This is a genomic window from Roseateles depolymerans (genome assembly GCF_003387155.1).
GTDB lineage: Bacteria > Pseudomonadota > Gammaproteobacteria > Burkholderiales > Burkholderiaceae_C > Roseateles > Roseateles depolymerans.
The window spans coordinates 666,039-687,617 of record NZ_QUMT01000002.1 but is presented as its reverse complement, the minus strand read 5'-3'; the positions used below and the strand labels follow the sequence as shown (position 1 = coordinate 687,617).

The 21,579-nt window shown below is 67.4% G+C and carries 8 protein-coding genes; 2 read left to right on the top strand and 6 right to left on the bottom strand.

The features are described 5' to 3' along the window. Positions 1-186: 186 nt before the first annotated feature. The 6 genes from DES44_RS11015 to scpA all read right to left on the bottom strand — a co-directional run bounded on the left by DES44_RS11015 (position 187) and on the right by scpA (position 10,722). Positions 187-3,186, bottom strand: a complete 3,000-nt coding sequence (locus tag DES44_RS11015) for a sensor histidine kinase (RefSeq protein ID WP_058934986.1) — start codon at positions 3,184-3,186, stop codon at positions 187-189. Between the two features lie 141 nt (positions 3,187-3,327). Next, a complete protein-coding gene (locus tag DES44_RS11010; RefSeq protein ID WP_058934985.1) occupies positions 3,328-3,792 on the bottom strand; it encodes a VOC family protein in 465 nt (154 codons plus the stop codon). A 10-nt stretch (positions 3,793-3,802) separates the two neighbouring features. Further along, complete coding sequence (locus tag DES44_RS11005) at positions 3,803-5,851, bottom strand: acetyl-CoA carboxylase biotin carboxylase subunit (protein WP_058934984.1); 2,049 nt, start codon at positions 5,849-5,851, stop codon at positions 3,803-3,805. 12 nt (positions 5,852-5,863) lie between these two features. Next, positions 5,864-7,396, bottom strand: coding sequence for an acyl-CoA carboxylase subunit beta (locus DES44_RS11000; RefSeq protein ID WP_058934983.1), 1,533 nt, complete (start codon positions 7,394-7,396; stop codon positions 5,864-5,866). Further along, complete coding sequence (meaB, locus tag DES44_RS10995; protein WP_083525549.1) at positions 7,389-8,468, bottom strand: methylmalonyl Co-A mutase-associated GTPase MeaB; 1,080 nt, start codon at positions 8,466-8,468, stop codon at positions 7,389-7,391. The genes DES44_RS11000 and meaB overlap by 8 nt, the downstream gene beginning before the upstream one ends. Positions 8,469-8,472: 4 nt before the next feature. Further along, positions 8,473-10,722 carry a methylmalonyl-CoA mutase gene (gene scpA / locus DES44_RS10990; RefSeq protein WP_232309991.1) on the bottom strand — a complete coding sequence of 750 codons (2,250 nt, stop codon included), beginning with the start codon at positions 10,720-10,722 and terminating at the stop codon, positions 8,473-8,475. A 163-nt stretch (positions 10,723-10,885) separates the two neighbouring features. On the opposite strand from scpA, the gene DES44_RS10985 reads away from it, so the two are divergent. Both DES44_RS10985 and DES44_RS10980 read left to right on the top strand, forming a co-directional pair. After that, complete coding sequence (locus DES44_RS10985; protein ID WP_375137517.1) at positions 10,886-11,569, top strand: GntR family transcriptional regulator; 684 nt, start codon at positions 10,886-10,888, stop codon at positions 11,567-11,569. Positions 11,570-12,017: 448 nt separating this feature from the next. After that, positions 12,018-21,476 (top strand): beta strand repeat-containing protein, encoded by a 9,459-nt coding sequence (locus DES44_RS10980; RefSeq protein WP_058934981.1) that lies wholly within the window; start codon positions 12,018-12,020, stop codon positions 21,474-21,476. Positions 21,477-21,579 lie beyond the last annotated feature (103 nt).

Sequence of the window (21,579 nt, the reverse complement as noted above, 5' to 3'; positions counted from 1 at the left end):
GGCAGTCTCTCGCAGCGGGCGCTGCTAGAAAATTGCAAATCAGTGGGCTCAACAGTCCCGCTTGACTGGATAAAACGGGCGGCATGACTTGAACTGGCCAGTGGCTTGCGCGCAGCTCTTCATTGCCTCTACTCGTCCGGCTCTCTGCTCCCCTAGGTGCCAAGGTCAAAGGTAGGCCGGAGCGCCTCACCGGGAGACATAGGCCAGTCCGGCAGGCACGGTCACCCGGACGCAGGTGCCGCCGGCCGAGCCCTGGAGCCAATCGATCCTGGCGCCGATCACCTCGGCGCGCTCCTTCATGCCGCGCAGCCCAAAATGCAGCGGCGGCGCCTGCGCACCGGTGGCCAGGGACTTCGCCATGCCGCGACCGTTGTCCTCCACACGCACCTGCAGGTCTCGCCGTCCATAGCTCACCTCCAGCACCAGTGCCTGGCCGCCGGAATGCGAGATCGCATTCCGGGCCGCTTCCAGCACGATCGCCATCAGCTCCTCCACCACGATCGGGTGGACCGACCGTTGCCGGCCTTGCTCGGACAGCCTGAGCACCCACCCTTCTGCCGCCAGCAGACCCGCCAGCGACTTTTGTAGACTGATCGCCAGATCCCTCGCGACGCCTTCCCCTCGAACGTTGACCAGTTGCTCCCGCGTTTCCTCCACGACCCCTTCCGCCTGCTCCAGCGCCGCTTCCACTTTCTGGCGCACCGGATGCGTGGCGTCCAATCCCCGGAGGTGTCTCTGGATCTGGAGCACGAGCCCGACGATGCTCTGTAGCAGGCTGTCATGCAGGTCCCGCGCGATCCGCTCGCGCTCCCGGAGCTTGAGCTCCAGCAACTGCTCGGACCGCCGCAGCAACCATCGGATCCGGATCCGGATCATCAACGTGACGGTCACCATCACCAACAGGATCACCGTGGCCCGGAACCACCACGTCTGGTAGAGGGCCGGCAGCACCTGCACCTCCACCACCGCCATCTGCGCGTCGTCCCACGGCTGGCGCGGCGTTGCGGCCTGCACCTTCAAACGATAGTGGCCCGGCGCAAGCCCTCCGAAAGCAAAACGTCGGTTGTTGCCGAGCAAGGTCCAATCGCTGTCCAGGCCTTCGAGCATGACGCGGAACTGCGTGGTGACGGCATCCCGGAGATCGGTCGCCGCAAACACCAGACGGATCTGCTGCTCCGGCGTGCTCGCCACGATGCGGTTCGGCGGGAAGACCGGCGTGTCGTCCACCGCCGCTTCAAGGATCAAGGGCCGCAGGGCCGTCCGAGTGGTCGGCAAGGCCTGCGGATCGAACCAGGCGATGATGCCTCCACGATTGATCCACAGGCGGCCCGAAGGCTCCTCGACCAGCGACGGAAACGTCCGGTTGGGATGCAAGGCCCCATGCACGCCATCGGTGGGTCCATATCGCTCGGCGGGAACGGGCGTTTGCGGTGATGCGCGCCAGGTGGCCAACACCGATGCGGCAATGCGGATCAGCCCATTGGCCTCGTTGATCCACAGATCCCCCGAGGTCGATTCCACAATGCCGGTGACCCGTCCCGGCGATGCGCCTTGCAGCACCAGCGGGACCACGCTGCCCGGACGCACAAGCAGCACCCCTTGATCGCCGCCGACCCAGAGCTGGTCGCCCTTCGCATGCAGGGCCAGGATCCGACCCAGGCCAGACGGCAAGGGCACGCGACGGGAGTGGCCGTGGTCGATCAGCACCAGCCGTCCATCCTCGAACCCGGCGGCGATGCCTTGAGGCGTCGCCGCGAGGATGGTGCACCGGCCCGCCAGGGTGCCGTCGGTCACCGACTGCCAGCGACCTTGCCTCCACGTCCACAGGCCGCCGTCCATCAGGCTCATCCACAGGCGCCCGTCTGGATCATCGGCCAGGGACTGCACCAACCGACCCTGCGCAGCCTCAGGCATCGGCTGCAGCGGGACACTGTGCTCCCCCACCAGTTGCCACACCCGTTCGTAGCCCCCGATGAACACGGAACCGGACCGCGCGGTGTAGACCGCGGTGCCTCCATGGCTCTTGACCTCGTCATCGCCGAGGGTCTGATGCTGGGTCAGGTCGGGGCGGATGTACAGCGGCGCAATGCCCTGGCGCGTCACCCAGACGCCGCCCCTGGCGTCCGGCCCGATCGTCCCGCCCACGCGGCCGGGCAGCTTCACCGGATTGACCGGCGCCATGCCAAACCGGTCCAGACCGGTGGACGTGCCCATCCACACGGTGCCCTGTCGATCCAGGAAATACGACAGCATCACCGGTCCGCTCACCCCGGTGATGTCGGCCGGACGAATGCGCTGCAAAGGGCGGCGCGCGTCGAACACCTGCGGAACGAGCAGGCTTCCGTGCTCGGTGAAGAAGACCCAAAGGTCGCCGTGCGCATCGAGCATGAATCCGTAGGGTGCTTCCAGTCCGAGGTGCCGCACCTGGGGAGGCCCGGGGGTCCCAGGCTTTCCGGACGTCCCCGGCGCTGCGGGCAGCCCGGGCTGGACGAGATCCCCGTTCTTCATCCAGCGCACCCATCGACCATCCGGCAGCTGGTACAGATTGGCGACTTCGGCCAGCTCGGCCGCCGGCACCGCGGGCGCACCCGGCCTGGGCGCCCGCAACCATTGAAGGTGTTCGGTCCGCAGCAGCAAGGTGCCATCGACGTCCGGGAAGATCATGTCCACATAACCGTCGCCCAGGGCAGGACCCAGCGCCCACTTGCGCCACTGCTCACCGTCCTGCCAATAGACCCCTGCGGTGGTGACGACCACCAGCGTCCCCTGGACCACTGCAAATCCAGCCGCCCGGGCCACCGGCAGGCCGGAGGCCGGCCCCTGACGGACCACTCGATGGGTGGAGGGCCAATACCGTACGACGCCATACGAACGGTAGCTCACCATCAGCGACTGGTCCGGCATGACAAACACATCCGCCAGATTCTGCGGCTCGGTGGCGTCTGGTGGCGCCAGGTTCACCAGCTGGAAATGCTCGCCGTCAAAACGCACCAGCCCGCGGTCGGTGGCCAGCCACAGCAGGCCGTCGGCGGTTTGGGCAATGCCCGCCACGTCGCCGGGTGCGCCGCGCACATCGGTCCAGGCAAAGTGTTCCAGGTGGCGTTGGCCCTGCGCCCACGTGGCCGGGGAAACAAGGGCGAAGATGAGCGCTGCGACCCATGCGAAAAAGATACGGCGTCGCCTCATGCGGACCCTCGAAGATCGAGGTCCTGATTCTGTCAGCGGGGACCGCTACGCCAAGCGCCCCCCTCTCCCTGACTGGCGCTGGTTCACTCTCCCGGATGGGGGATGACAAGGACCCATCGCCTCAGGACAGGGCTGTTTCGCTCAGCCCAGTGCAGCAATCACGTCCGGCGGCGCCTGCACCAGCTCGATCAGCACCCCTTCCCCGCCGATCGGGAACTCGTCATTGCTCTTGGGATGGATGAAGCAGATGTCGAAACCCGCAGCGCCTTTGCGAATGCCGCCGGGAGCGAAGCGCACGCCGTGGGCCGTCATCCATTCCACCGCCTTGGGCAGATCGTCCACCCACAGGCCGACGTGGTTCAGCGGCGTGGCATGCACGGCCGGTTTCTTGTCCGGGTCCAGCGGCTGCATCAGGTCGACCTCCACCCGGTGCGGGCCGCTGCCGATGGTGCAGATGTCCTCATCCACATTCTCGCGCTCGGAAGTGAACTGACCGGTCACGCTCAGCCCCAGCACGTCCACCCACAGGCGCCGCAGCGCCTGCTTGTCCGGCCCGCCGATGGCGATCTGCTGGATGCCCAGAATCCGGTACGGTTTGTCGCTCATGGTGCGGCCCTCATTCAAAGCGCAGGATCGGCTGATCCACCGCCAGGCTTTCGCCGGTCTTGGCCAGCACCTCGGCCACCTTCACGTCCTGGGTGGCAAGCAGGATGTTCTCCATCTTCATCGCCTCGATGACCGCCAGGCGCTCACCGGCCTGCACCGCCTGGCCGGGCTGCACCGCAATGTGCACCAGCAGGCCCGGCATCGGGGACAGCAGCTGCTTGCTGGTGTCGGGCGGCGCCTTGTAGGGCATGAGCTGATGCAGCTCGGCGGCGCGCGGCGACAACACGGTCACCTCGATGGCCCGCCCGTTGTGCTGGATGCGGTAGGCCAGCGGCGCCTTCGGCGTGCCGCGCTCGGCCTGGGCAGTGAAGGCGCGGCCGTTGACCGTGCCGCTGATGCGGATGTCATTGAGGCGCGACTGGCTGACGATGCGGTAGGACTGGCCGCCGCCCACGCTCACCAGGGCCTCGCCCAGGCTGCCGACGTATTCCGTGATGCTCATCGGGAAGCGGCTGAAGCGCCCGCCGCCTTCATGGACCACGGCCACATAGTCGGTCTCCACCTTCACCTCGTGGCCGGGCAATTGGCCGCTGATGCCTGCCTCACGCTCACGGGCCTTGCGGCGGATGAAGCCGGCCAGCGCAACGAGGAAGTCGGGGTCGTCATGCGGCACGTCCTCGGCATGGAAGCCGCTGGCGTAGTGCTGCGCGATGAAGCCGGTGTTGAAGTGGCCAGCCTGGAAATCCGGATGCGCCAGCAGTGCGGACTGGAACGGGATGTTGCTGGAGATGCCGCGAATGACAAAGCCGTTGAGCGCTTCCCGCATCTTGGCAATCGCATCCGCGCGGTCGGTGCCATGCACGATGAGCTTGGCGATCATCGAGTCATAGAACATCGGGATTTCGCCGCCTTCGTAGACGCCGGTGTCCACCCGCACGCCGAAACGCTCTGGCCGGGCCGCCGCCATCGTCGTGTCTGGCGGCTGGTATTTGACCAGGCGTCCGGTGGACGGGAGGAAGTTGCGGAACGGGTCTTCCGCATTGATGCGGCATTCGATGGCCCAGCCGTCACGCTTGAGGTCTTCCTGCCGGAAGGACAGCGGCTCGCCCGCGGCCACGCGGATCATCTGCTCCACCAGGTCCAGCCCGGTGATGCATTCGGTGACCGGATGCTCCACCTGCAGCCGGGTGTTCATCTCCAGGAAGTAAAAGCTTTGGTCCTTGCCGACCACGAATTCCACGGTGCCGGCGCTCTGGTACTTCACCGCCTTGGCCAGGGCCACGGCCTGCTCGCCCATGGCGCGGCGGGTGGCTTCGCTGATGAAGGGGGACGGTGCCTCCTCGATCACCTTCTGGTGGCGGCGCTGGATGGAGCATTCGCGCTCCCAGAGGTAGACCACCTCGCCATGGCTGTCGCCCAGCACCTGGATCTCGATATGGCGGGGTTCCTCGACGAACTTCTCCATGAAGACCCGGTCGTCGCCGAAGCTGTTGCGGGCTTCATTGCGGCAGCTGGTGAAGCCTTCGAAGCATTCCTTGTCGTTGAAGGCCACGCGCAGACCTTTGCCGCCGCCACCGGCGCTGGCCTTAATCATCACCGGATACCCGACCCGCTGAGCGATCTGCACGGCTTCTTCCGCCGACTCGATCGGCTCGTTGTGGCCGGGAATCGTGTTGACGCGGGCTTCGCCGGCCAGTTTCTTGGAGGCGATCTTGTCGCCCATGGCGGCGATGGAATAGTGCTTGGGCCCGATGAACACCAGGCCTTCCTCTTCCACGCGACGGGCGAAGTCCTCGTTCTCCGACAGGAAGCCATAGCCCGGATGAATGGCTTCGGCGCCGGTCTGACGCGCCGCGGCCAGGATCTTGTCGGCCACCAGATACGACTCGCGCGAGGGCGCCGGCCCCAGCAGCACGGCCTCATCGGCCAGCTCCACGTGCCGCGCGTCCTTGTCCGCCTCCGAATACACGGCCACCGTGGCGATGCCCATGCGGCGCGCCGTCTGGATCACGCGGCAGGCGATCTCACCGCGGTTGGCAATCAGAATCTTCTTGAACATGGGAGCGGTTCCTTACAGAGGAATGTTCCCGTGCTTGCGCCACGGGTTGTCGAGCTGCTTGTCCTTGAGCATCACGAGCGAGCGGCAGATGCGCTTGCGCGTCTCATGCGGCTGGATCACGTCGTCAATGAAGCCGCGTGCGCCCGCCACGAAAGGATTGGCAAACCGCTCCTTGTATTCCGCCTCCCGCGCCGCGAGCTTGACCGGATCGTTCTTGTCCTCGCGGAAGATGATCTCCACCGCGCCCTTGGCCCCCATCACCGCGATCTCCGCATTGGGCCAGGCGAAGTTCACATCGCCGCGCAGGTGCTTGGAGCTCATCACGTCATACGCACCGCCATAGGCCTTGCGGGTGATCACCGTCACCTTGGGCACCGTGCACTCCGCATAGGCATACAGCAGCTTGGCGCCATGCTTGATGATGCCGCCGTACTCCTGGCTGGTGCCCGGCATGAACCCGGGCACGTCCACGAAGGTGATCACCGGGATATTGAAGGCATCGCAAAAGCGCACGAAGCGCGCGGCCTTGATGCTGCTGCGAATGTCCAGGCACCCGGCCAGCACCAGCGGCTGGTTGGCCACGATGCCCACCGTCTGCCCTTCCATGCGCCCGAAGCCGGTGATGATGTTCTTGGCGTTCTCCGGCTGCAGCTCGAAGAAATCGCCGTCGTCCACCACCTTCAGGATCAGCTCCTTCATGTCGTAGGGCTTGTTCGGGTTGTCCGGCACCAGGGTGTCCAACGAATGGTCCAGACGATTGCCCGGGTCGCCGCTGGGGCGGCACGGCGCCTTCTCGCGGTTGTTCAGCGGCAGGTAGTTGAAGAAGCGTCGCAGCATCAGGATGGCTTCGACGTCGTTCTCCAACGCCAGGTCCGCCACGCCGCTGCGGCTGGTGTGGGTGGCGGCACCGCCCAGCTCTTCCGCCGTCACTTCCTCGTGCGTCACCGTCTTGACCACTTCCGGGCCGGTGACAAACATGTAGCTCGAGTCCTTCACCATGAAGATGAAGTCGGTCATGGCCGGGGAATAGACCGCGCCACCGGCGCAGGGGCCCATGATCATGCTGATCTGCGGAATGACGCCCGAGGCCATCACATTGCGCTGGAAGACCTCGGCATATCCGCCCAGGGACGCCACCCCTTCCTGGATGCGCGCGCCGCCCGAATCATTCAGGCCGATCACCGGCGCGCCGACCTTCATCGCCTGGTCCATCACCTTGCAGATCTTCTCTGCATGGGCTTCGGACAGGGCCCCACCAAAGACGGTGAAGTCCTGGCTGAAGGCAAAGGCCAGGCGGCCGTTGATCATGCCGTAGCCGGTCACCACGCCGTCGCCCGGAATGCGCTGGTCGGCCATGCCGAAGTCCACGCAGCGGTGCTCGACGAACATGTCCCATTCTTCGAAAGTGCCGTCGTCAAACAGCAGGTCCAGCCGCTCCCGCGCGGTCAGCTTGCCCTTGCCATGCTGGGCCGCGATGCGGCGTTCTCCCCCACCCTGGCGGGCCTGCTCGCGCTTGTTTTCGAGCATTTGTTGAATGTCATGCATCTGTGTTGTCTCCGGAGAATCGTGCGAGCAGCCGGCGCGCCGCCGTCGAGGCGGCCAGCCGGCCTTCCAGCACCTGGGCCAGGGTCTCGTCCATCACCTGCCGCACGGCGGGGGCGGACATGAACTGTTGCTGCAGGCCGGCCTGGATGCGTTCCCACATCCAGGTGCGGGCCTGCTGGCGTCGCTTATGGGCCAGGCCGCCGTTGCGGTCCTGGACGGTTCTGAATTCGGTCACGGCGGACCAGAACTCGGCCAGGCCCTGCCCCTTCAGCGCGGACAGCCGCATCACCCGCGGCTGCCAGGCGGCGGCGGCCACCTCGGGCGCGGTGCGCCGGTGCATGCCGTAGAGCCGCAGCGACGAGGTGATCTGGGCCTGTGCGCGGGTGGCCGCCGCATCGTCCAGATCGGCCTTGTTGATCATCACGAGGTCCGCCAGCTCCATCACGCCTTTCTTGATGGCCTGGAGATCGTCCCCGGCATTGGGCAGTTGGAGCAGGCAGTACATGTCGGTCATGCCGGCCACGGCGGTTTCGCTCTGCCCGACGCCGACCGTCTCCACGATCACCACGTCAAAGCCCGCCGCCTCGCAGACCAGCATGGCCTCGCGGGTTTTTTCGGCGACGCCGCCCAGCGTGCCGCTGGAGGGGCTGGGACGGATGTAGGCGCGCTCGTCCATGGACAGGCGCTCCATGCGCGTCTTGTCGCCAAGGATGGAGCCGCCCGAGACGCTGCTGGAGGGGTCGATGGCCAGGACCGCCACGCGGTGGCCCTGCTCGATGAGCGACAGGCCCAGCGTTTCGATGAAGGTACTCTTGCCCACCCCCGGCACGCCGGAGATGCCCAGGCGAAAGGACGCGCCGGTGCGCGGCAGCAACTCGGTCAGCAGCGCATCGGCCTGGACCCGGTGGTCATTGCGGGTGGATTCCAGCAGCGTGATGGCCTTGGCCATGGCGCGACGCTGGCGCGGACCGGCGCCGGCCAGGATGTCCTGGACCAACCCCGCCACCACCGGCGAGAGGGTTGCGGGCGCTCCGGCAGCCGCTGCCGGCGAAGAAGGCGATTCGGCGCGCATCGCCTCAGACGGTGGCCGTGGCCTTGCGGATCTGCTCCAGCACGTCCTTGGCGCTGGCCGGGATGGGCGTGCCGGGGCCATAGATGCCCTTCACGCCGGCTTCATAGAGGAAGTCGTAGTCCTGCGCCGGAATCACGCCGCCGACAAACACGATGATGTCGTCCGCGCCCTGGTCCCGCAGCGCCTGGATGATGGCCGGCACCAGGGTCTTGTGGCCGGCCGCCAGCGTGGACACACCCACCGCATGCACGTCGTTCTCGATGGCCTGGCGGGCGCATTCCTCGGGCGTCTGGAACAGCGGCCCCATGTCGACGTCAAAGCCCAGGTCCGCATAGGCGGTGGCCACCACCTTCGCACCGCGGTCGTGGCCGTCCTGGCCCAGCTTGGCGATCATCACCCGTGGGCGACGCCCCTGCGCCTCGGCGAAATCGGCGATTTCCTTCTGCAGGCGTTCCCAGCCCTCGGCCGAGTCATACGCCGCGGCATACACGCCGCTGACCTTCTGCGTGTCGGCGCGGTGGCGGCCGAACACCGCCTCCAGCGCGTCGGACACTTCGCCCACCGTCGCCCGCAGGCGGATGGCGCGGATGCTCAGGTCCAGCAGATTGCCCTGGCCGCTGCGGGCGGCATCGGTCAGCGCCTGCAGGGCCGCCGTCACCGCCGCGCCGTCCCGCGTCGCGCGCAGTTGCTGGAGGCGGGCGATCTGGCTGTCGCGGACCTTGACGTTGTCCACCTCCAGGATTTCCACCGGATCTTCCTTGGCCAGCCGGTACTTGTTGACCCCGACGATCACGTCCTTGCCGGCATCGATGCGGGCCTGCTTCTCAGCGGCGCTGGCCTCGATCTTGAGCTTGGCCCAGCCTGAGTCCACCGCCTTGGTCATGCCGCCCATCGCATCCACTTCCTGGATGATGGACCAGGCCTTGTCGGCCATGTCCTGCGTCAGCGACTCCATCATGTAGCTGCCGGCCCAGGGGTCGATCACGCTGGTGATGTGGGTCTCTTCCTGGATGATCAGCTGGGTGTTGCGGGCGATGCGGGCGCTGAATTCGGTGGGCAGGGCGATCGCCTCGTCCAGCGAATTGGTGTGCAGCGACTGGGTGCCGCCGAAGACCGCTGCCATGGCCTCGATAGTGGTGCGCACCACGTTGTTGTAGGGGTCCTGCTCGGTCAGGCTCCAGCCGGAGGTCTGGCTGTGAGTGCGCAGCATCAGGCTCTTGGGGTTCTTGGCGCCGAAGCCCTTCATGATCCGGCACCAGAGCAGGCGCGCGGCCCGCATCTTGGCAATCTCCAGATAGAAGTTCATGCCGACCGCCCAGAAGAAGGACAGGCGCCCGGCGAAGTCGTCCACATCCATGCCCTTGGCAATGGCCGTCTTCACATATTCCTTGCCGTCGGCCAGGGTGAAGGCCAGCTCCAGCGCCTGGTTGGCGCCGGCTTCCTGCATGTGGTAGCCGCTGATGGAGATCGAGTTGAACTTGGGCATGTGCCGCGCGGTGTACTCGATGATGTCGCCGATGATGCGCATCGACGGCTCCGGCGGATAGATGTAGGTGTTGCGGACCATGAACTCCTTGAGGATGTCGTTCTGGATGGTGCCGCTGAGCTGCTCCTGCGAAACGCCCTGCTCTTCCGCCGCCACCACATAACCGGCCAGCACCGGCAGGACGGCGCCGTTCATGGTCATGGAGACGGAGACGCGGTCCAGCGGGATGCCGTCGAACAGGATCTTCATGTCCTCCACCGAGTCGATGGCCACGCCGGCCTTGCCGACGTCGCCCGTCACGCGGGGATGGTCCGAGTCATAACCGCGGTGGGTGGCCAGGTCAAATGCCACCGAAACGCCCTGCCCGCCAGCGGCTAGCGCCTTGCGGTAGAAGGCATTGCTTTCTTCGGCGGTGGAAAAGCCGGCGTACTGGCGGATGGTCCAGGGACGCACCGCATACATGGTGGCCTGAGGGCCGCGCAGGAAAGGCTCGAAACCCGGCAACGTGTTGGCATGGGGCAGGCCCTGCACATCTTCCGCCGTGTAGAGCGGCTTGACGACCAGGCCTTCCGGCGTGTGCCAGTTCAGCGCGTCCACCTGCCCGCCAGGTGCTGACTTGGCAGCGGCCTTGCGCCACTGCTCCAGGGTGACCGGCGCAAATTCAGGGGTGGCGGCACCGCCTGGCACCTGCGCTGCGGCGTCACCGGTAAGGTCGCTGGCCGCAGGGCCCGCGGCGGCCGGACGGGAAAGCCTGGATTCGTCAGACATGAAAGCTATCTCCTGAGGCGACGGCGATCATAGCGCCCCGCTTATTCATAATTATGAATTCAAGATTTGACTACACTCTGACGCCGACCTGAGTGATGGAGGCTGACGAACCGCAAAGACGGTGCGTCAGTCGCCCGCGTCGGTGGACCCACTCCCTTTCTATATGTCGCCCCTACCCTCGTCGATGTCAGCCCCGCTGGCCCCGCGTGCCCTCTATGAAGAGGTGGCGGAGCGGCTGCGCCAGCGCATCTTCAATCGGGAACTGGAACCGGGCAGCTGGATCGACGAGCTCAAGCTCTGCGCCGAGCTGGGCATCAGCCGCACGCCTCTGCGTGAGGCCCTGAAGGTGCTGGCCAGCGAAGGCCTGGTGACGATGCGGGTCCGCCGCGGCGCCTATGTGACGGAAATGTCCGAGCGGGATGTCCGGGAGGCCTATCAACTGCTGTCCCTGCTGGAGAGCGATGCCGCCGCGCAGGTCGCCCGCCAGGGCTCCGACGCGGACCTGGCCGAGTTGACGGCCCTGCATGAGGTGCTGGAAGCATCCCTGCCGGACCGGGAGCGGTTCTTCGCGGCGAATGAACGCTTTCATCTGCGCATCATCGAGCTGGACGGCAATCGCTGGCGGCTGCAATTCATCACCGACCTGCGCCGGGTGATGAAACTCAACCGGCACCATTCCCTCTTTATGCAGGGACGCCTCCAGGATTCCCTGCAGGAACACCGCGACATTCTTCACGCTTTGTTGCAACGCGACCCCGACACGGTCGCCCGATTGATGCGTCTGCATTTTGAGCACGGCCTCAAAGCGACCGGCCATACCGCCCCGGCCGCGCCCTCTACGCAATAAGTCACACCCGAATTTCAATCATTTGGGCTTCGCGATAAAAGTCGCTGAAACCATGTCAGCGGCGACACAAAAACCGGCCCGATATTGCACCGGCCGCAGCAACATTCCTGAAATGCGACTTTTGTCACGCCGCCACCGCTGCGGCGTGCCGCATGGCTTCGGACCCGCGCCGCAAGGCCGATGAACACGGGCTGAACGCAAGACCCCCACCCCCCGCATCCACGGGCTGTACGCAGCGCTCGTTACCGTGAACTGAGGCCGACAAGGGCGCCTTTTGTTTGCTTCAACGTAAAGACAAGCGCCATACCATTTCTGAGCTGGCTCAAGTTTGTCAATTCGTGTCCGAAAACCGAATGACGGGAGCCGGTCGCTCGACCCCCCCTGCAGTTTGAGATCGACAACGAGCGCCTATGGGCGCACCGGCCCATAGTCCCACGGAGCTTCAAAGATGGCATCGCTCATTACCAACCTGTCCACCGACCAGATCCAGACGCTGACGTCCACGACGCTTGCGCGTCTGACCAGCGAGGACTGGGCGGCGTTCACCACCGAACAGTTCCAGGCCCTGACCACCGAGCAATTTGCCTCGCTGGGCACCAAGGCCGTGTCGTTTTTCACGACCACGAATATCGCCGCCATCGAGTCGCAGGACCTGCAGGTGCTCAGCACCGCCGCGATCCGCAGCCTGACCACCGAGCAGATCAATGCCCTGGGGTCGGACCAGTTCGGCGCGATGACCACCCGCCAGGTGGGCTCGCTGACCACGCAGCAGGTGCGCAACCTCGAGTCCGATGACCTGAATGCGCTGGGCTCCGACCAGATTCGCTCGCTGAGCAGCCAGCAGGTGGCCGCCATCTCCACCTCGCTGATCAGCACCCTGACCTCCGACGACCTGCAGGCCCTGAAGACGGACCAGATCCGTGCCCTGAGCTCCGCGCAGGTCGCTGCCATTGCCACCGACGGCGTCGCCGCCCTCGGCACCCAGCAGGCCGCTGCCATCACCAGCACCCAGGCCGCTGCCCTGAATTCCGACCAGACCGCCGCGCTGACCTCCGACGCCGTCAAGGCCCTGAGCACCGCCGCCGTCCATGCGCTGGGCACCGACCAGGTGGCCGCGCTGAGCTCCAGCCAGGTCGCCGCACTGACCACCCAGCAGATCGCCGCGCTGACCACCAGCCAGATCCGCCAGCTCAGCAGCGACGACATCTCGGCCCTGGACACCAACCAGATCCGTTCCATCACCACGCAGCAGATCGCTGCCCTGTCCACCGACCAGATCGGCGGCCTGGCCAGCGACGATGTGCAGGCGTTGTCGACCGCGCAGGTGCGCGCCCTGAGCTCCAGCCAGCTCGGCGCCCTGACCTCCGATTCCATCGAGGCGATGAGCTCCGGCCAGATCGGCGCCCTCACCTCCACCCAGGCCAAGGGCCTGACGACCGACCAGATCGCGGCCATCGGCACGGACGACATCAAGGCCATCTCCACCGCCACGCTGCGGTCGCTGGGCACCGACCAGGTCCAGGCCCTGGGCTCGGACCAGATCGCCGCCATGAGCTCCAGCCAGGTCGGCTCCCTGACCACCGCCCAGGTGCAGGTGCTCTCCACCGATGAGCTCAATGCGCTGGACAGCAGCCAGATCCGCGCCCTGGGCACCGCCCAGATCGCCGCCCTGTCCACCGACCAGGTGCAGGGCATGGAAAGCGCCGATGTGCAGGCGCTGACCACCGGCCAGATCAGTGCGCTCAGCTCGGCTCAGATCGCCGCGCTGTCCACCGAGGCCATCGTGGCGCTGACCTCGGGTCAGGTCGCCTCGTTGACCAGCAAGCAGCTGCTGGGCCTGTCCACCGACCAGGTCGCCGCCATCGAGTCCGGCGACCTGCGCGCGATGTCGACCAACGCCCTGCGTTCCCTGACCACGGCCCAGTTCGACGCCCTGACCTCCGACCAGGTCGGTGCGCTGACCACCCAGCAGGTCGCCGCGCTGACGACCGGCCAGGTGGCCGCCATGGCCACTGATGACCTCAATGCCCTGGGCACCGGCCAGATCCGCGCCCTGAGCACCGCCCAGGTCGCCGCGCTGACGACCGACCAGGTCCACGGCATGGAAAGCGCCGACCTGCAGGCCCTGAGCACCGGTCAGGTGCAGGCGCTGAGCTCGGCCCAGATGGCCGCGCTGACGACGGACAACGTCGCCGCCCTGACCTCGGCCCAGGTCGCCACCCTGAGCACCAAGCAGATTTCCGGCCTGACGACCGACCAGGTCGCTGCCATCGAGACCGGTGACCTGCGCGCGATGTCCACCGCGGCCATCCGCTCGCTGACCACCGACCAGTTCAATGCCCTGGGCTCCGACCAGGTCCAGGCCCTGAGCACCGGCCAGGTCGCCGCGCTGACCACCGGCCAGGTGGCCGCCATGTCCAGCGATGACCTGAACGCCCTGGGCAGCGCCCAGATCCGTGCGCTGGGCACTGCACAAGTCGCCGCCCTGACGACCGACCAGGTCCAAGGCATGGAAAGCGCCGATGTGCAGGCGCTGACCACCAACCAGGTCGCCGCGCTGAGCTCCGCCCAGATGGGTGCGCTGGCGACGGAGAACATCGCCGCCCTGAGCTCCACCCAGGTCGCTGCGCTGAGCACCAAGCAGATCTCCGGACTGAGCACGGACCAGGTGGCCGCCATTGAAACGGCCGACCTGCGTGCCCTGTCCACCGGCGCCATCCGTTCCCTGACCACCGACCAGTTCGATGCCCTGGGCTCCGACCAGGTGGCCGCCCTGACGACCGCGCAGGTCGCCGCGCTGACCACCGGCCAGGTGGCCGCCATGTCCAGCGACGACCTGAATGCCCTGGGCAGCGCGCAGATCCGCGCCCTGGGCACCGCCCAGATCGCCGCGCTGACGACGGACCAGATCCACAACATGACCAGCGAGGATGTGCAGGCGCTGACCACCGCGCAGGTGCAGGCCCTGGGCTCCGCACAGATTGCTGCGCTGGCCACCGACAACATCGCTGCGCTGTCCTCCTCGCAGGTCGCTGCGCTCGGCACCAAGCAGGCCGCGGGCCTCGGCACCGACCAGATCGCCGCCATCGAAACCGGTGACCTGAAGGCGCTGACCACGGCGGTGATCCGCTCGCTGGACAGCAGCCAACTGGACGCCCTGAGCTCCGACCAGGTCGCCGCGCTGAACACCGCCCAGGTGGCCGCGCTGAGCACGACCCAGGTCAGCAACCTCTCCAGCGACGACCTGAACGCCCTGACCAGCGGCCAGATCCGTTCGCTGTCCACCGCGCAGGTCGCCGCGCTCACCACCGCGCAGGTCAGCACCATGACCAGCGAGGACGTGCAGGCCCTGAGCACCAACCAGATTGCCGCGCTGAGCTCGGCTCAGGTGGGTGCCCTGTCCACCGACAACATCGCTGCACTGAGCTCTCAGCAGATTGCGCCGATCAGCACCAAGCAGGTCGGTGGCCTGACGACCGACCAGGTCGGCGCCATCGAAACCGTCGATGTGAAGGCCCTGTCCACGCAGGCCCTGCGTGCGCTGACCACCGACCAGGTGGCCGCCCTCACCTCCGACCAGGTGGCGGCGCTCACGACCGCGCAAGTCGCCGCCCTGAGCACCCAGCAAGTGGTGGCCCTGGGCAGTGAAGACCTCAATGCGCTAGGCACCGCCCAGATCCGTGCCCTGGGTACCGCCCAGATCGCCGCGCTGACGACCGACCAGGTCCGCGGCATGGAAAGCGCCGATGTGCAGGCCCTGACCAGCGGCCAGGTCGGCGCGTTCAGCTCCACCCAGATCGGCGCCCTGTCCACCGACAACGTCGCGGCCCTGACCTCCACCCAGGTCGGCGCCCTGACCAGCAAGCAGGCCCTGGGCCTGACGACCGACCAGATCGCCGCCATCGAAACCGGCGACATCAAGGCCCTGTCCACCACCGCCCTGCGCGCCCTGGACAGCAGCCAGCTCGATGCGCTGGGCTCCGACCAGATCGCCGCGCTGAGCACCACCCAGGTGGCCTCGCTGAGCACCGGCCAGATCTCCACGCTGTCCAGCGATGACCTGAACGCCCTGACCAGCGCCCAGATCAAGGCCCTGAGCACCGCGCAGGTGGCCGCCCTGACGACCGGCCAGGTCAGCACCATGACCAGCGACGACGTCGCGGCCCTGACGACCAACCAACTGCAGGCGCTGGGCTCGGCCCAGGTCGGCGCCCTGAGCACCGATGCCATCGTGGCCCTGGGCTCGACCCAGATCGGCTCGCTGACCACCAAGCAGGTGGCGGGCCTGACGACCGACCAGATGGCCGCCATCGAAACCGGCGACCTCAAGGCCCTGAACACGGCGGCCCTGCGCTCGCTGACCTCCGACCAGCTCAATGCGTTGGGGTCCGACCAGGTCCAGGCGCTGACCACCACCCAGGTGGCCTCGCTGAGCACCGGCCAGGTCTCCAGCCTGACCAGTGACGACCTCAATGCCCTGACCAGCGGCCAGGTCCGCGCGCTGGGCACGGCCCAGGTGGCAGCACTGACGACCGGCCAGGTCAACACCATGGAGTCGGCCGACGTCTCCGCCCTGGCAACGAACCAGGTGGCCGCGCTGAGCTCCGCCCAGGTGGGCGCGCTGAGCACCGAGGCCATCGTGGCCCTGAGCTCCACGCAAGTGGCGGCTCTGAGCTCGAAGCAGGCTGCGGGCCTGGGCACGGACCAGATCGCCGCGCTGGAATCGGCCGATGTGAAGGCCATCACCACCAACACGCTGGCGTCGCTGACCTCCGCGCAGCTGGAGGCGATGAACTCCGACCAGATCGCGGCGCTGAGCACCCAGCAGGTGGCGGCCCTGACCACCGGCCAGGTGAGCAACCTGACCAGCGACGACCTGAACGCGCTGACCAGCGGCCAGATCCGTGCGCTGTCCACTCAGCAGGTGGCCGCCCTGACCACCGGTCAGATCAGCACCATGACCAGCGACGACGTGCAGGCCCTGGCCACCAACCAGATCGCCGCGCTGAGCTCGGCCCAGGTGGGTGCGCTGGCCACGGACGCCATCGAAGCGCTGACCTCCGCGCAAGTCGGCGCCCTGACCAGCCGCCAGGTGGCTGGCCTGACGACCGACCAGATCGCCGCCCTTGAAACCGGCGACCTGCGAGCCCTGAACACGGTGGCCCTGCGCGCCCTGACCAGCGATCAGCTTCAGGCCCTGGGCACCGACCAGGTGCAGGCCCTGACGACCGCCCAAGTCGCCTCGCTGACGACCACCCAGGTCAGCCAGCTGGCCACCGACGACTTCGCCGCCCTGACCACCGGCCAGCTGCGCGCCCTGACCACCGCCCAGGTGGCCGCGCTGAGCAGCGCCGAGCTGGATGCCCTGGGCAGCGACCAGATCGCGGCCCTGGCCACCAACCAGGTCGCCGCCCTGACGACGGCCCAGATCTCCACCCTGGCCAGCGACGACCTCAACGCGCTGACCAGCAGCCAGATCAAGGCGCTGACCACCGCCCAGGTGGCCGCGCTGACGACCGGTCAGATCAACACCATGGAATCGGCCGATGTGGCCGCCCTGGCGACCAACCAGGTGGCTGCGCTGAGCTCCGCCCAGGTGGGTGCGCTGAGCACCGAAGCCATCGTGGCCCTGAGCTCCGTCCAGGTGGCGGCGCTGACCACCAAGCAGGTGGCCGGCCTGACGACCGACCAGATCGCCGCCCTCGAAACCGGCGACCTCAAGGCCCTGACCAGCACCGCCCTGCGCGCCCTGGACAGCACCCAGCTGGATGCCCTGGGCTCCGACCAGGTGCAGGCGCTGACCACCGCCCAGGTGGCCGCGCTGACGACCACCCAGGTGAGCACGCTCTCCAGCGATGACCTGAACGCCCTGACCAGCGCCCAGATCAAGGCCCTGAGCACCCAGCAAGTGGCCGCCCTGACCACCGGCCAGGTCTCGACCATGACCAGCGACGACGTCGCCGCCCTGACGACCAACCAGGTCGCCGCCCTGAGCTCCGGCCAGGTGGGTGCGCTCACGACCGATGCGGTCGAGGCACTGACGTCCAGCCAGGTCGCCGCGATGACCAGCAAGCAGGTCGCCGGCCTGACGACCGACCAGATGGCCGCCATCGAGACGGGCGACCTCAAGGCCCTGTCCACGACCGCCCTGCGCTCGCTGACCACTGACCAGATCGACGCCCTGGGCTCCGACCAGATCGCCGCGCTGACGACCGCCCAGGTGGCGGCCCTGAGCACCGGCCAGATCAGCAGCCTGGCCAGCGACGACCTGAATGCCCTGACCAGCGCCCAGATCAAGGCCCTGAGCACCCAGCAGGTGGCCGCGCTGACGACGGGTCAGGTCTCCAACATGACCAGCGACGACGTCGCCGCCCTGACCTCCAACCAGGTGGCCGCGCTGAGCTCGGCCCAGGTGGGAGCGCTGAGCACCGACGCCGTGGTGGCCCTGAGCTCCGGCCAGATCGCCGCGCTGACCAGCCGCCAGGCCGCCGGCCTGACGACCGACCAGATCGCGGCCATCGAGACCGGTGACATCAAGGCGCTGACGACCAACACCCTGCAGTCGCTCACCTCCACCCAGCTGGATGCCCTGGGCTCCGACCAGGTGGCGGCGCTGAGCACCCAGCAGGTGGTGGCCCTGACCACCGGCCAGGTGAGCACCCTCTCCAGCGACGACCTGAATGCGCTGACCAGCGCCCAGATCAAGGCCCTGAGCACCCAGCAGGTCGCGGCGCTGACGACGGCGCAGGTCTCCACCATGACCAGCGACGATGTCCAGGCCCTGGCCACCAACCAGATTGCCGCGCTGAGCTCGGCCCAGGTCGGTGCGCTGGCGACGGATTCCATCGTGGCCCTGACCTCGGGCCAGGTCGCCGCGCTGACGAGCCGCCAGGTGGCCGGTCTGACGACCGACCAGATGGCCGCCATCGAATCGGCGGACCTGAAGTCCCTGAACACCGTCGCCCTGCGCGCCCTGACCAGCGACCAGCTGCAGGCCCTGAGCTCGGATCAGGTGCAGGCGCTGACGACGACGCAGGTGGCTTCGCTGACGACCGGCCAGGTCAGCCAGCTGGCGACCGACGACTTCGCGGCCTTGACCACCGGCCAGCTGCGTGCGCTGACCACCGCCCAGGTGGCCGCGCTGAGCAGCGCCGAGCTGGAAGCCCTGGACAGCGACCAGATCGCCGCCCTGAGCACCGCCCAGGTCGCCGCGCTGACCACCGGCCAGATCAGCAACCTGACCAGCGATGACCTGAACGCCCTGACCAGCGCTCAGATCAAGGCGCTGAGCACGGCCCAGGTGGCCGCGCTGACGACCGGCCAGATCAACACCATGGAGACGGCCGACGTGGCCGCCCTGGCGACCAACCAGGTGGCCGCGCTGAGCTCGGCCCAGGTGGGTGCGCTGGCGACCGATGCAATCGAAGCGCTGAGCTCGCTGCAGGTGGCCGCCCTCGGCACCAAGCAGGTGGCGGGCCTGACGACCGACCAGATCGCCGCCATCGAAACCGGCGACCTCAAGGCCCTGACGACCTCGGCCCTGCGCAGCCTGACCAGCGACCAGGTCAATGCCCTGGGCACCGACCAGGTCCAGGCGCTGACCACCGCCCAGGTGGCCGCGCTGACGACCGGTCAGGTGAGCAACCTGGCCAGCGACGACCTGAACGCCCTGACCAGCGCCCAGATCCGTGCGCTGACCACGGCCCAGGTGGCGTCGCTGACGACGACGCAGGTCTCCACCATGACCAGCGACGACGTCGCGGCCCTGGCCTCCAGCCAGATCCAGGCGCTGAACTCGGCCCAGGTGGGGGCGCTCGCCACCGACGCGGTGGTGGCGCTGACCTCCACCCAGGTGGCGGCACTGACCTCCGCCCAGGTGCAGGGTCTGACGACCGAGCAGATGGCGGTGATCGAAAGCGGTGACCTGAAGTCGCTCTCGACCGTGGCCCTGCGTGCCCTGAGCAGCGCTCAGCTCGAGGCCCTGGACAGCGACCAGATCGCGGCCCTGACGACCAGCCAGGTTAATTCCCTGACCACGGCCCAGATCGCCAACCTGACCAGCGACGACCTGAACGCGCTGACCAGCGGCCAGATCCGCGCCCTGACCAACGGCCAGCTGCAGGCCCTGACCACCGCGCAGGTCTCGACGATGACCAGCGACGACGTGGCGGCGCTGACCAGCACCCAGCTGCAGGCGCTGAGCTCGGCCCAGATCGGCGCGCTGAGCACCGAAGCGATCGTGGCCCTGAGCTCGATCCAGGCGGCAGCGCTGAGCTCCGCCCAGGTCGATGGCCTGACCACCGACCAGATGGCGGCCTTCGAGACGGCCGACCTGCGCGCCCTGAGCACGCTGGCCATCCGCTCGCTGGACAGCGCCCAGCTCGAGGCCCTGGACTCCAACCAGATCGCCGCGCTGAGCACCCAGCAGGTGGCGGCCTTCTCCACCCTGCAGGTGAGCCAGCTGGCGACGGATGACGTCGCGGCCCTGACCTCGGCCCAGGTGGTGGCGTTCAACTCGGCGCAACTGCATGCCTTCACCACCGACCAGGTGGCGGCGCTGGACACCGGCGACCTGGCGGCCATCAGCAGCGCCAACATGGTGGCCTTCGGTTCCGCGGACTTCGAAGCCTTCAGCTCGGATCAGATCCATGCCCTGACGGCCTCGCAGTGGGGCGCGGTGAGCAGCGCGCAGATCGTGGGCATCGAGACGGCCGACATCGGCTCGATCACCACGGCCGGCATCCATGCGCTGAGCACGGCGGCCGTCCATGCCTTCAGCACCGACCAGGTGGCGGCGCTGACGACCGAGCAGATCCATGAGTTCTCGACCGCACAGATCCGCGCCCTGGGCACCGACCAGATCGCGGCCCTGACGACCGACGACATCACGGCCCTGACCAGCCAGCATTTCGCGACGATGACCTCGGCGCAGATCCATGCGCTGACCACCGACCAGATCGTGGCCTTCGGCTCCGAAGACATCCGTGCGCTAACCTCGGTGCAGGTGCAGGGGCTGTCCACCGACCAGATCGCGGCGATGAGCTCGGATCAGTTCATCGGCTGGGACACGCAGGATCTGGCCTCGATGAGCATGGCGCAGTCGCTGGTCATCACATCCGAGCAACAGGCCGGCTGGTCGAATGAACAGCGCAACGCGCTCTTCCTGTCCACGCCGATCATGCTGGACCTGGACGGCAACGGCATCCAGACGCTGTCGGCCAGCCAGGGCGTCCACTTCGACCTGAACAACTCCGGTCATAACGACAAGTGGGGCTGGGTGGGTGGCAACGACGGCCTGCTGGTGATGGATCTGAACGGCGACGGGAAGATCAACAACGGCGGCGAGCTGTTCGGCGCGGGCACGGTGGTGAACGGTCAGAAGGGTGCGGACGGCTTCACGGCCCTGGGCACACTCGACAGCAACCACGACGGCCACATCAACGCCCTGGACGGCAACTTCAGCAAGCTGCAGGTGTGGGTGGATGCGAACCACGACGGCAAGACCGACGCGGGTGAGCTCAAGACCCTGGCCGATCTGGGTATCGCCGACCTGAACCTGAACGCCACCAAGGGCTCGGATGTGCAGAACGGCAACGTGATGGGCCTGGTCTCCAGCTACACCAAGGCGGATGGCACAACCCACGAGATGACCGACGTCTGGCTGGCCAAGGACGGCAGCCCGCAGAATGCCCACACGGCGCATGCGCCGGCCCTGGGCGACCTGCTGGCCGCACCGACCGCCAACCTGCTGGGCGATCCGGGCAGCTCGGCGACCTCCGCCACCGGCACGCCGGCCACCACCTCGGTGACCACGGCCACCACCGGCACCACGGTCCACCATGACCTGCTGGCGGCGCTGTCCAAGCCCAAGCTCGACGAGGAGAACGGCAACACACCGCTGATCTAAGGCGGGTCCCGGCCCCGGTGGCGCAAGCGCCGGGGCCGACGCTCTTTTTCCGCCCTTCGGGGTGCGGCCGCCTCGAGCGGCCGTTGTTGCATCCGAACCCTGG

Coding starts and splice junctions, on each gene's coding strand:
- scpA (WP_232309991.1), bottom strand. CDS start 10,722: ATGTCTGACGAATCCAGGCTTTCCCGTCCGGCCGCCGCGGGCCCTGCG.
- DES44_RS10980 (WP_058934981.1), top strand. CDS start 12,018: ATGGCATCGCTCATTACCAACCTGTCCACCGACCAGATCCAGACGCTG.
- DES44_RS10985 (WP_375137517.1), top strand. CDS start 10,886: ATGTCGCCCCTACCCTCGTCGATGTCAGCCCCGCTGGCCCCGCGTGCC.
- DES44_RS11015 (WP_058934986.1), bottom strand. CDS start 3,186: ATGAGGCGACGCCGTATCTTTTTCGCATGGGTCGCAGCGCTCATCTTC.
- DES44_RS11010 (WP_058934985.1), bottom strand. CDS start 3,792: ATGAGCGACAAACCGTACCGGATTCTGGGCATCCAGCAGATCGCCATC.
- meaB (WP_083525549.1), bottom strand. CDS start 8,468: ATGCGCGCCGAATCGCCTTCTTCGCCGGCAGCGGCTGCCGGAGCGCCC.
- DES44_RS11005 (WP_058934984.1), bottom strand. CDS start 5,851: ATGTTCAAGAAGATTCTGATTGCCAACCGCGGTGAGATCGCCTGCCGC.
- DES44_RS11000 (WP_058934983.1), bottom strand. CDS start 7,396: ATGCATGACATTCAACAAATGCTCGAAAACAAGCGCGAGCAGGCCCGC.